Genomic DNA, 9,950 nt, shown 5'->3' on the forward strand with positions numbered 1-9,950 from the left:
GATGAAGCTGTTGAGATAGTAGGAACAAAAAGTTATATCAGATTTAAAGAAAGAGAAGATGAAAGGATAGATGGAGCTTTAAAGATGATAGTTTTAGATATTGCAGGAGTGTAAAGCTTTAACAAAGCCCTAGTTTTAGGGCTTGATTAAGGTTTTAGTTGCAAACTTACCCACTCAAAACCAAACAGCCCTCACGATGGTTTTTCGTGGGTAGTTTGCTTTATAAAGTTTTAAAAAGGTTAAAAGATGAGTATAGATGAGATTTATGATGAGATCAGCTTTGAAAGACGAAAGCTTATAAAAGAGCTATTTGGGGATAATAAATCATATTTACCTAGAGCTAAGGTTATAAAATATCATAAAATTTTAGAACTAGTTGATACTAATAAACTCATTGATTTTAGCATTTATATGGATAGCTTTAGAACACAATATATAAACATGGAAGTTGCTATGACTAAGGCAATTAATGCTTATAAAAAAGCTTTGATTTTAAACTCCATAAAAAAAGGAGTTAAGGCTTTAAAAAGCATCAAAGAAGTTGAGAAATTTTGTAAAGAAGCCTTTAGAGAAGAAGATCTTTTTAGCGGTCATAAAGGAAGCCCTTATATAGAGGGTGTTGTCATTTGTGTAGATGAAAATGGAAATTTAAGAAATAAATTTGTTGTAAATAAAAACGGTGTTTTTGCTAGGCTTGATAGCAGTGATGAAAAAAGAGTTTGGGAGTATTTGTTTGCTCACCAAGAAAAAATCGGTGCTGTAGAGTATAAACAAGTTGAAATTAAAAACACTATAGAAGATAAAAAAGATGATTTAGTCGAGGTTAGCAAAGACACAATGGCTTTTAAAATGTGTGAAAAACTAGCAAAAGAAAAAAGGATAGGAAATGCTAATAAAAGCTGATGAGTTTGCAAGTGCCTATGATGTGAGCATAAGAGCTTTATATGTTTTAAAAAACTACGATAAAAAAAATAAAAATTATGAGCGTTTTAAGATAGTTAATGGCAGACTTTTTGTGGATTATGAGGCATTTTTTAAAGTAGAAAATGAGATAAATTTAGCAAGGGATCTTTACTATAAGATAATTGATGATTTTAAAAACGAATATGAAATGGCAGGATACTTTGCTAAAAAAATAGGTGTAAAACAGGTAAATTTATACAATGTTTTTAGAAATTTTACTTTTTATGGAAACAATGCATCACACTCTAACAAAAGAGAGTTGTTGATAAAAGCTTTTAAAGAGTATTTAAAGGATTTAAAATGACTGAGAAACAAAGAGCTTTAAGAAACAATTTACTTTCTAAAATACATCTTCATATCTTTTATAAAGAGGCTTTTAGAGTGGGAGCTTGGCAGGAGTTTTTGAAAAACAACTTTGGTGTGGAAAGCTCAGCAAAGCTAAGTATAAAGGAGCTTTTAATATTGCTTGATATGATGAATGGAAAAGAAGTTGCCATAAATTCAGTTGATTATAGAGGCAGAAGAGTTGTGGATAAAAAGCTATCTACAAAGAGCCAAATTATAAAATGCCTTAGTTTAAAAGATGAGCTTGGCTGGAAGACTTGGGAGTTTAGACAGTTTGTATTAAAGCAAATTAATGTCATGCTTTGGAATGATGAGATGATAAACTCTTTATCAAAACAAAACCTTACAAAGCTAATAAGCGTGATGAGTAAGATTAAAACTTGGAAAGAAAATAAAAATGATATGTCCTAAGTGTTTAAATGAAAAAACAAAGGTTGTAGCAACCATAAAAAGCTTTGATGTTGTTAGAGTTAGAAAGTGTGAAAAATGTGGATATATATTTCACACAACTGAAAAAATAAAATTTGAAAAAGATGTAAAAAATGAGAATTTTAAAAGAAAATAACGGTATTTTAAAAAGCCTAATTAAACAAAAAAAGGCTATTATTTCATTAGATGAGTTTATAGATGATATAATAACTCATTTTGCAAGATCTGCGGTTAATGATATAAAAACTAGCTTTAATGATTTAATCGTATTTGCTTATGAAAACTTCGGTTTAGATGAGGATAGTTTTTTAAATTTATTAAGCTTAAAAATCCAAAATCTTGGAATAAAAGAGTATAAAATAGATAAAGAAAATCTAACTATTGGTTTTAAAAATGAAAATAAAGCTCTTGATAGTGGAGTTAAAATGGGCTTTGATGTGTTAGACAAACAAGCTATGAAGTTAATCGATGATAGCTTTTATTGGCTAAGAACTGAGTATAATAACGCCCTACAAAACAGAGTAAAAGATGCAGTTAAAGATGTTATGAGTGGAAAACTTGCTAGGAAAGATTTAGCTAAAAGATTAAAAGATGAGTTAAATGACACCTTAAAAGGAAGCGTTAGCTACTTTGAAGGAGTTGCTGATAATATCATTAACCAAAACAGAAATTTAACTACTATCTTAGATAGAAATGAGGGGCTTAAATACTTTAAAGTCCAAGCTAGAATGGATGATAAAACTAGTGAAATTTGTAGGTCTATGCATGGAAGATTAATACCAGTAAAGCACCTTGATGCTCAAGCTAAAAAGATACTAAATTCCAAAAATATGAGTGATAAGAAAGCAGCTGCTATTTGGCAAAGCAAGGCATATCACGGAAGAAGTGACAAGCTTCCTAGTAACTTTGGACTTCCGCCATATCATTTTCATTGTAGGACTATGTTAGTTCCAGCTTATGTTAATGAGTATGAAAAAGGTGGCGTTAAGATGACCTGCTCAGAGGAGCCAAAAGATGGAGAAACTATAAGGCATATTGATAAAAGTGGAGTTGAAAGAGTTGTAAGCACCAAAAGATGGGAGCATATCACAAATGGACATAGTGATATTTCAAAAAATGATATTATAAAAGCTATGAATTCCATAATAGAAATAGGAAAAAATGGAAGTATCCAAAATAGAACAAATACATTTAGCTCTAATGGTATATTTATGGTTTTTGAAGGAGATAGGCTAATAACTGCTTATCGTCCAAACGAGAAAAAGAAAAAAAGTTATGAGTATTTTAAAAATAGCATATTAAAAGAAAGCAAAGAGGTTATAAAATGGAACTTAGAAAATTTAATATAAAATTTGATAGTTTTTTAGGAGAGTGGCATATAAATTTAAATGGTTATAATGGTAGCAAGATAGGAAATTATAACCATTTAATATCTCCAATTATACATATAGAAAATAAAAAAATAGTTCATATTTTTGATATTTTTATCACTGATGAGACTATAAAAATAGCTAAAAACGACCCTTTAATGAATGAAATTTGTGAGTTTAGACATAAAGATTATAAATTTAAAGGCTCATTTATTGATGCTTTAGAGTATATTCAAAAAAACTTTTAAATAATTATAGCCTTACCACTTCTTAGCACCTTTACACTTTGTATATGAAGAGTTGCCAAAGCTAAAGCCCAAAACCTATCAGCGTGACCGTTTTCATTCCTAGGACTATCATATTTAAAGTTTTTAGTCCCAGCAGTTCTTTTAATTGAGTGAATATCAGCTATTAAAACAGGATCATTTGGAATGCGTATTTTTTTATCTTCAAAAAGTTTTTTTAAATTTAGTGCCATTTGCTCTTTTGAAGGGGCACTAAACCAAACCCCTTTTACCCTACTTCCAAAGCCATCATATAAATTTTCAGCTAAATTTAGCCCAATTCCAGTTTTATCTATGTTTAAAACTGAGTTTTCATAAGTTAAGAGATGATTTTTTATCTCGCTATATTGGTCATTAAATTTAGTTTTAGGATAAGTATTTAAAATAGCTAACTCAAATTTATCGCCGTTTGCAATTATCCCTGCAAGAGCTGATCTATCCTTAACTCTACCAATATCATATCCAAAGTATAAAATTTCTTTACTTTTTGGGGTAAAATATGAGAATTTATAATCAACACAACTTTTAATAAGCTCAACACTCATTAAAGCACTCTCATCATCGATAAACACGCACTCATACGCACTTGCCCAAGTATCAGCGTCAAATAAAGACTTCATAGTCTCTAAATCAAAATCTAGTCCATCTTCCATTGCCTTATAAATATCAACTCTATGGCGTGAAAATGCGTAGTATTTAGTTTCATTAGTAAATAACTCATGGAAAAATGAGTGCTCTTCAAATGGTGTTGAAAGAATTGTTAGGCGTCCTTTTATAGCTCCAATACTTGGAACAAATGCGTGCCAAATTCTTTTTTGATTTGGATACCAAGCAAACTCATCCATCCAGATATCTCCAGTAAAGCCTTGCACAGTTCTAAAGTTATGTGGCATAGCCTTAATAGTTGCGTCGTTTTCAAGTGTGATTTCATGTTCGCTATCTTTTTTTAAAACAATGCCTAGTCTGTCCGCCCAGCTTCTTAAATAGCGCATTAAAATTAAGGCTTGCTCTTCACTAGCGCTTAAAAACAGCTGATTTCTTCCAGCCACACCTCCTAGCAAGGCATCTAAACTACTTACATATGAAAAGCCAATTTGACGGCTTTTTAAAACTATTCTAAACTGAGAGCTATCATTTAAAAAAGTTTTTTGATACTCATAAAGCTCACCATCTTTTAAAGCCCTTTGTTTTAAGCTTTCATAATCCCCGTTCATAGCAACTATTGGCTTTGGTTTAACTTTGGCAATTTTTCGTTTTTCGTTTTCGAGCCTAACAAGTGAGGCACTAAGCATTGCGATTTGCTTGGCTTTAGAATCAGAGCTTTTACCGTGGCTAAGCTCTTTAATTTGGGCTTTGATATTATCAATTGTTAAAATTTCATCTTCATTTTTTAAAGCTTTTGCCCAACGGTTTATGGTTGAGATATTGATTTTATATTCAGCGGCTAACTCTGTTTGAGTAAGACCACTTTTAAGTAAGTTTAGTATTAAATCTTTTGTTTTTTTAGAATATGCCATAAATTAGCCTTAATTTATATTTTTTTGCCAACCAAGCAGATCTCTTGCTTCATCTATGCTTACTATGCCGTTTTGAACTAGGGAGGCTATTATTGTGCTATCATCTTTAAAGTCAGTTACATCAATAGGCTTTAAGCTTAGCTTTACACCCATAATTTCATTAAAAAAATACTCTATTGTTTCAATTTTAGGCTTTATAACTAGCTCATTAAACTGATGAAGTTGTCCCATAAGCTCACCACTTCCACCAAGCCCAGCACTTTGAACTACTCCAACTAAGCGTGGTGGCACACCGTGTGCTGCAACGATCTCATCTCTAACTACAGCTTTTAATTTTTCAAAGCTTAGATCATCTACCCCACCAAGTCTTTCAAAACGAATTTTAGCATTGCTATCACTAATGCCGTTATTTCCAAATACTAAAAGTGCTTTATGAGCGTTACTTACCCCTTTATAGTTTGAACTAAAAAATTCCTTAAAGGCGTTAATTTGTTCCTTTGATGGTTCTGAGTTTTCAAAGATTATCGCCATATCAGGCTTAGCACCATTGTCAAAAAATGAGTTATTATATAGGTCTGCTTTAGCATTTAGTAAAATGGAGTTAATCGCCCCTAAATAATCAGGCTCACCATAATACCTTGATTTTGAACTATGGTATTTTAGATAAAATCCATCAAGTGGGATAACTTTATGAGATGATTTTTGATAAATTTTAAAATTTTTATCTAGTCTAAACTCTTGTGTAGGTAGTAAATAAAGCATATTTCCAGCTTTTTCAATAGCTGCGTTACCAAAAAGCTCTAAATTATAAATAAAACCTTTTAAAAACTCAGTTTCATTTATGTTTTTTGGTAAAAACTCATGCAGGTTTGTCTCATAGATAGTTGATAAAACTGTGGCTTTTAAATTTAATGCTCTTTTGTGATAAACATTTGCATAACTTAACTCTAAAAGCTTATCAAAACTAATAAAAGGCTCGATTATATTATCTGTATAGGTATCATTTTCTAAAAACTCTTGCTTTGAGTTTGCTTTATAAAATATATATTGCGTATCTTTTTGCATATCTTTAAATCCATCAAAATTTAATTTTTCTAAATCTTATAAAAAATTTATTAAATTTTCTATCTAAATAGCCTATATGTGAGTATTTAGATAGAAAAAATATTTTAATTTAACTAAAATTGTCAAAAATTTCAAAAAGGAAGCGAAATGGCTGAGATAAAGGACTTAAAAGTAAAGCTCATCTCACTAGTTAATAAGGGTGCAAATAATAAAACCATTATTTACAAAAATGAGAATTTTAGCGAACTTTTAAGGGTAAATTTTACCAAAAGTAGTGAAGAAGGCATCGTTTATGGGATAGTTTATGCACCTGATGAAGTAGATAGCCAAGGAGACTTTGCTAATAAAGATGAGATCAAAAAAGCAGCTTATAACTTTATGAGGGAAGGCTGTGGGTATAGAGTTGATGTAAATCACGATATGTCTCCAACAAATGCATATATTTGTGAAAGCTGGATTGTTAAAAGCAAAGATGAATTTTTTGATGAAGTTGGAGCTTGGGCAGTTGGTATTAAAATTGAAGATGAAAGCTTAAAAGAGATGGTAAAAAGTGGTGATATAACAGGACTTTCAATGTATGGAGCTGGTATTGTGAAAAACAAATCTATGCCAGAGCTTATAAAAGAAGGTCTTACTAGTTTTTTAAAAGAAAATTTTACAAAGGAAAAAAAGATGGATAAAGATGTAAAAAATGAGAATTTAAGCGGCGACGAAGCAGCAATTAATGAAGAGATACAAAAAGCCGATAAAACTGCGGATTTAACTTCACAGATACAAAAGTTAAAAACTGAGTTAGAAACTCTTAAAAACAGTATTAAAGAGTTAAAAGACAGTTCAAAGCAAGTTAAAGACGTTAAAAAAGAAGACACTACATTTTCAAAAGGAGTTTTATAATGCCAGGATTAAGTGAAATTTTAAAAGCCTCAATGGGGGCAACTGATACCACTTTAAGTGGAACATTAACGCCAGAACAAGCACATAATTTTATAGATGTTATCAAAGATAACTCTAAGATTTTGCAAGATATAAACTTAGTAAAGATGGGAAGACTTACAAAAGAGCTTGATGCATGGGATGTGGCAAAAGGTATTTTAGTTAGAGTTCCAAGTGGAGAAAGACCAACTGAGGCTCAAAGACAAAAGCTTGGAGTAATTGGAACAAAGTTAGAGGCTAAAAACGTTCAACTCTTTGCTAGGATTTTACAAGACGCATTAGAAGAAAACAAACATAACCCAAAATTTGAAAGTGAAACTTTTAATGCATTTTCTAAAGCTTTTGGTAATGACTTGGCTTTACTTGGATTTACTGGATCAAGTGATACTTATGCTAATAGCTTTGAGACATTGCATAAAGGTTGGGTTCAAATAGCAAAAGATAGCAGCGAAGCAGCAAAGTTAACTTACGCAGCTAATGATAAGATTAAAGACATACTTTTATCATTAGTTAAAGCAATTCCAGAAGACATTAAAGGCGAAGCTGTGATTTTTATAAATCCAGCCGATTTACTCTCTTACAACGTAGAGTTAAGTTCTCTTAATAGTCCAGCTCATTTAATAGAAGCAGGAGCATCTAAAATAGGCGGTATAAAACTATATGAAACAAGCCTTATTAAAAAAGGCACATTTTTAGCAACCCCGCTTAAAAATCTAATTTTAGGAACTGTTTTAGATATTAGACGAAATAGATGGTATGACCCAGAAGAAAGAGCATTAAAATATGTTTTTGATATTGCTGTGGATTATGAAATAGCGGTTAAAAAATGGGTTGTGTTAATGGAGAAAAAAGTAGGTTAAAAATATGAATTATGAAAGTTTAGGAATTTATACAGAAGCTTATGAAAAAGTAATGGAGTTAAAAACCAAAAGAGCTAGTGTATCAAATGAACTAATAAGGCTATTAAAGCAAACTATAAATGTTGAGCATTTTATAGTTTTACTTGATAGTAAAAGGCTTGATCTTTTAGTTAAAGAACTAATTAGTACTGATAAAGAGATGCTAGCACTCATATCAAGAGCAAATAGCGTTTGTGATGAGTGCAATAAGCCTAAAATTGAGTTAAAAAAGCCGTATTAAGGACTGCTATGGATAAGTTTATGAATGATTTTGAGAAGGTTGCAAAGTCTGCTTTATTTAACGAAGCTGAAGTAACAAAAGATGCATTAGATGAAACCGCGTCTCAAATTTCATTTATAGACTTAGATAAAACGCCAAGATGGGCTGTTATGGACTTTGCTTTAATTAGGCTAAAAACAATTTTAAAAATACCTTTAAGCGAACAAGATGCTTTGCTTTTAAAAGAAGCTAGTAAGCATTTAGTTAAAAATCAAGATGAGAGTAATAGTGGCTTTTCTACTTATAAGCTAGAAAGCGTTTAAAAAGGTTTTTAGTCTTTTGATAGGTAAAGACATTAGTTAAAAGTTTTGAAGAAGATTGAAGCTGTTTTGAAGAAGATTGAAGCGGGTTATATTTGATAAATAAAGGTAAAGATATGAAAGATGAGATAAAAAACTTATTTGATGCTTTTAAAGTGGTAAAAAAAATAGTTCCATATATGATAGAAGTTTCAAAAAAAAGTAATCAAAGTGGTATTTATCTTATTTTTGATTCTTTAGAGCAAATCAACTATCAAATAGATTTAGTTAGTTTTAAAATTTTAGTTCAAGCAAAAAGTTTAAATGATGATAATAAAGCAATACTGCCATTAATTGAAAAAATAAGAGAGAGCTTTATTAAATATGATAGTCATCTTTTAGATAATGGTAATTTTAGCGTGGAATCACTTGGCTTTGATGGTGCACTATATATCTATGAAATAAAAATTAGCTTTAAAATTTTTAGAGATGTTGTTTAAAAAAAGGAAAACTTATGAAAAAGATGATTATAAAAAGAATTGAAGAGATAAAAGACGCAACAATTGGTGTTTTTAGTATCTTTGATGAGCTAGGGGATGAACTCCTTACTGGATATACACTTGAACCAGAGGGACCTGATACAACTGTATCAAATCAAGATAAAAGGATTCCACAAGGAAGATATAACGCTGTTTGGAGTTATAGCCCTAAATTTAAAAGAAAATTGCCACTACTTTTTAATGAAGCTGTAAGCAAGGATAGGCGAATTTTAATCCATCAAGGAAGATACGGCTCTGATACAAGTGGGTGCATAATAATAGGCTCGGATCTAGGAAAAAATGGAATTTTTAACTCAATTAAAAAGTTTAAAGAGTTTTTAGAAGTAGTTAAATTTGATGATTTTATAGTTGAGATTGATAACGCAGGTGCGATATGAAAGTATTAAACCTCATACTTAAATATAAAAATGCTTTAAATTTTGTAGGCATAGTTTTAAGCATAATTTATTTTATCTATTTAGCACTTCAAATTTCAGCTAAAAATAGTGAGATAAAAACGCTTAAATTTGACCTAGCAAATGCTAAATTTGAGCTTTTAAAGTGTGACAAAAGCTTAGAGACTCAAAACAATGCTATTAAAGAGCTTAGTTTAAGAGGCGAAGTTAAAGAGCCAAAAAGCGTTGAAAAAATTAAAAAAATTTATCTAAAAGATAAAAGTTGCCAAAGTGAGTTAAAAGCATATAAAAGGCTATTTGATGAGTGATAATACATTTTTATTTTTTATATTTTTAACATTTTGCGTGGCTATGTTGTTGAGTGGTTGCAGTGTTAAGTCTGATCCAATCTATAAAGAAGTTTTAATCCCTGTTAAATGCCAGGCTAAAATGCCAGTTAAACCAGTAAATGATGGTTCTTTTGAAAGCCATAAAAATAAAATGATTTATTATCTAAGATGTGAAAGCACACTTAAACAGTGTTTAGGCATTAGTGAAGCTAGCTCGCTAAAAGGAGATTAAAATGATTGAAAGCGATGTTATAGACAAAAGTGGAAATTTCATAGCTGGGGCTGATAAATGGGGAACTTTAAGCGTGACTGTGTTTTTTGTGATTATCTTTTTGCTTTTGA

At 30.6% G+C, this 9,950-nt stretch carries 17 protein-coding genes; 15 read left to right on the plus strand and 2 right to left on the minus strand.

Annotation, left to right across the window (positions count from 1 at the left end; genetic code table 11):
- Positions 1-15 precede the first annotated feature (15 nt).
- From O6B72_RS08935 to O6B72_RS08965, 7 genes are all read left to right on the plus strand, one after another.
- Positions 16-114 (plus strand): hypothetical protein, encoded by a 99-nt coding sequence (locus O6B72_RS08935; protein WP_269492899.1) that lies wholly within the window; start codon positions 16-18, stop codon positions 112-114.
- 132 nt (positions 115-246) lie between these two features.
- Positions 247-903, plus strand: coding sequence for a hypothetical protein (locus O6B72_RS08940; protein ID WP_269492931.1), 657 nt, complete (start codon positions 247-249; stop codon positions 901-903).
- A complete protein-coding gene (locus tag O6B72_RS08945) occupies positions 887-1,267 on the plus strand; it encodes a hypothetical protein (protein ID WP_269492933.1) in 381 nt (126 codons plus the stop codon). The genes O6B72_RS08940 and O6B72_RS08945 overlap by 17 nt, the downstream gene beginning before the upstream one ends.
- Positions 1,264-1,719 (plus strand): hypothetical protein, encoded by a 456-nt coding sequence (locus O6B72_RS08950; RefSeq protein ID WP_269490662.1) that lies wholly within the window; start codon positions 1,264-1,266, stop codon positions 1,717-1,719. The genes O6B72_RS08945 and O6B72_RS08950 overlap by 4 nt, the downstream gene beginning before the upstream one ends.
- Positions 1,706-1,873, plus strand: coding sequence for an NrdR family transcriptional regulator (locus tag O6B72_RS08955; RefSeq protein ID WP_269490663.1), 168 nt, complete (start codon positions 1,706-1,708; stop codon positions 1,871-1,873). Before O6B72_RS08950 ends, O6B72_RS08955 begins: the two co-directional genes overlap by 14 nt.
- Positions 1,851-3,086 (plus strand): structural protein, encoded by a 1,236-nt coding sequence (locus tag O6B72_RS08960; RefSeq protein ID WP_269490664.1) that lies wholly within the window; start codon positions 1,851-1,853, stop codon positions 3,084-3,086. Before O6B72_RS08955 ends, O6B72_RS08960 begins: the two co-directional genes overlap by 23 nt.
- Positions 3,062-3,355 (plus strand): hypothetical protein, encoded by a 294-nt coding sequence (locus O6B72_RS08965; RefSeq protein WP_269490665.1) that lies wholly within the window; start codon positions 3,062-3,064, stop codon positions 3,353-3,355. The genes O6B72_RS08960 and O6B72_RS08965 overlap by 25 nt, the downstream gene beginning before the upstream one ends.
- On the opposite strand, the gene O6B72_RS08970 is transcribed toward O6B72_RS08965, so the two are convergent.
- Positions 3,352-4,908, minus strand: coding sequence for a terminase large subunit domain-containing protein (locus O6B72_RS08970; RefSeq protein WP_269490666.1), 1,557 nt, complete (start codon positions 4,906-4,908; stop codon positions 3,352-3,354). The two genes, O6B72_RS08965 and O6B72_RS08970, sit on opposite strands and share 4 nt — an antisense overlap.
- A 9-nt stretch (positions 4,909-4,917) precedes the next feature.
- The gene (locus O6B72_RS08975) at positions 4,918-5,973 is read right to left on the minus strand and encodes a phage portal protein (protein WP_269490667.1); all 1,056 of its coding nucleotides are present in this window, start codon (positions 5,971-5,973) and stop codon (positions 4,918-4,920) included.
- 147 nt (positions 5,974-6,120) lie between these two features.
- Here O6B72_RS08975 and O6B72_RS08980 point away from each other — a divergent pair, with 147 nt between their 5' ends.
- The 8 genes from O6B72_RS08980 to O6B72_RS09015 all read left to right on the plus strand — a co-directional run bounded on the left by O6B72_RS08980 (position 6,121) and on the right by O6B72_RS09015 (position 9,840).
- Positions 6,121-6,867 carry an XkdF-like putative serine protease domain-containing protein gene (locus O6B72_RS08980; RefSeq protein WP_269490668.1) on the plus strand — a complete coding sequence of 249 codons (747 nt, stop codon included), beginning with the start codon at positions 6,121-6,123 and terminating at the stop codon, positions 6,865-6,867.
- The gene (locus tag O6B72_RS08985) at positions 6,867-7,766 is read left to right on the plus strand and encodes a P2 family phage major capsid protein (RefSeq protein WP_269490669.1); all 900 of its coding nucleotides are present in this window, start codon (positions 6,867-6,869) and stop codon (positions 7,764-7,766) included. Before O6B72_RS08980 ends, O6B72_RS08985 begins: the two co-directional genes overlap by 1 nt.
- Before the next feature lie 4 nt (positions 7,767-7,770).
- On the plus strand, positions 7,771-8,046 hold the full coding sequence (locus tag O6B72_RS08990) for a hypothetical protein (RefSeq protein WP_269492935.1): 276 nt from the start codon (positions 7,771-7,773) through the stop codon (positions 8,044-8,046).
- Positions 8,047-8,066: 20 nt separating this feature from the next.
- Positions 8,067-8,348: a hypothetical protein gene (locus tag O6B72_RS08995; protein ID WP_269490671.1), complete on the plus strand. Its 282-nt coding sequence runs from the start codon at positions 8,067-8,069 to the stop codon at positions 8,346-8,348.
- Between the two features lie 113 nt (positions 8,349-8,461).
- The gene (locus tag O6B72_RS09000) at positions 8,462-8,824 is read left to right on the plus strand and encodes a hypothetical protein (protein WP_269491120.1); all 363 of its coding nucleotides are present in this window, start codon (positions 8,462-8,464) and stop codon (positions 8,822-8,824) included.
- Positions 8,825-8,838: 14 nt separating this feature from the next.
- Entirely contained in the window at positions 8,839-9,261 is a 423-nt protein-coding gene (locus O6B72_RS09005) for a DUF5675 family protein (protein ID WP_016647286.1), read from the plus strand.
- Positions 9,258-9,587, plus strand: a complete 330-nt coding sequence (locus tag O6B72_RS09010; protein WP_269492937.1) for a hypothetical protein — start codon at positions 9,258-9,260, stop codon at positions 9,585-9,587. Before O6B72_RS09005 ends, O6B72_RS09010 begins: the two co-directional genes overlap by 4 nt.
- A complete protein-coding gene (locus O6B72_RS09015) occupies positions 9,580-9,840 on the plus strand; it encodes a hypothetical protein (protein ID WP_269492939.1) in 261 nt (86 codons plus the stop codon). Before O6B72_RS09010 ends, O6B72_RS09015 begins: the two co-directional genes overlap by 8 nt.
- Positions 9,841-9,950: the final 110 nt, after the last annotated feature.

It is taken from the genome of Campylobacter ureolyticus, assembly GCF_027277485.1.
GTDB classification, from domain to species: domain Bacteria; phylum Campylobacterota; class Campylobacteria; order Campylobacterales; family Campylobacteraceae; genus Campylobacter_B; species Campylobacter_B ureolyticus_B.

Excerpts from the sequence above, each read along its gene's own strand:
- O6B72_RS08940 (WP_269492931.1), top strand. The coding sequence starts at position 247 with ATGAGTATAGATGAGATTTATGATGAGATCAGCTTTGAAAGACGAAAG.
- O6B72_RS08945 (WP_269492933.1), top strand. The coding sequence starts at position 887 with ATGCTAATAAAAGCTGATGAGTTTGCAAGTGCCTATGATGTGAGCATA.
- O6B72_RS08950 (WP_269490662.1), top strand. The coding sequence starts at position 1,264 with ATGACTGAGAAACAAAGAGCTTTAAGAAACAATTTACTTTCTAAAATA.
- O6B72_RS08955 (WP_269490663.1), top strand. The coding sequence starts at position 1,706 with ATGATATGTCCTAAGTGTTTAAATGAAAAAACAAAGGTTGTAGCAACC.
- O6B72_RS08960 (WP_269490664.1), top strand. The coding sequence starts at position 1,851 with ATGAGAATTTTAAAAGAAAATAACGGTATTTTAAAAAGCCTAATTAAA.
- O6B72_RS08965 (WP_269490665.1), top strand. The coding sequence starts at position 3,062 with ATGGAACTTAGAAAATTTAATATAAAATTTGATAGTTTTTTAGGAGAG.
- O6B72_RS08970 (WP_269490666.1), bottom strand. The coding sequence starts at position 4,908 with ATGGCATATTCTAAAAAAACAAAAGATTTAATACTAAACTTACTTAAA.
- O6B72_RS08975 (WP_269490667.1), bottom strand. The coding sequence starts at position 5,973 with ATGCAAAAAGATACGCAATATATATTTTATAAAGCAAACTCAAAGCAA.
- O6B72_RS08980 (WP_269490668.1), top strand. The coding sequence starts at position 6,121 with ATGGCTGAGATAAAGGACTTAAAAGTAAAGCTCATCTCACTAGTTAAT.
- O6B72_RS08985 (WP_269490669.1), top strand. The coding sequence starts at position 6,867 with ATGCCAGGATTAAGTGAAATTTTAAAAGCCTCAATGGGGGCAACTGAT.
- O6B72_RS08990 (WP_269492935.1), top strand. The coding sequence starts at position 7,771 with ATGAATTATGAAAGTTTAGGAATTTATACAGAAGCTTATGAAAAAGTA.
- O6B72_RS08995 (WP_269490671.1), top strand. The coding sequence starts at position 8,067 with ATGAATGATTTTGAGAAGGTTGCAAAGTCTGCTTTATTTAACGAAGCT.
- O6B72_RS09000 (WP_269491120.1), top strand. The coding sequence starts at position 8,462 with ATGAAAGATGAGATAAAAAACTTATTTGATGCTTTTAAAGTGGTAAAA.
- O6B72_RS09005 (WP_016647286.1), top strand. The coding sequence starts at position 8,839 with ATGAAAAAGATGATTATAAAAAGAATTGAAGAGATAAAAGACGCAACA.
- O6B72_RS09010 (WP_269492937.1), top strand. The coding sequence starts at position 9,258 with ATGAAAGTATTAAACCTCATACTTAAATATAAAAATGCTTTAAATTTT.
- O6B72_RS09015 (WP_269492939.1), top strand. The coding sequence starts at position 9,580 with ATGAGTGATAATACATTTTTATTTTTTATATTTTTAACATTTTGCGTG.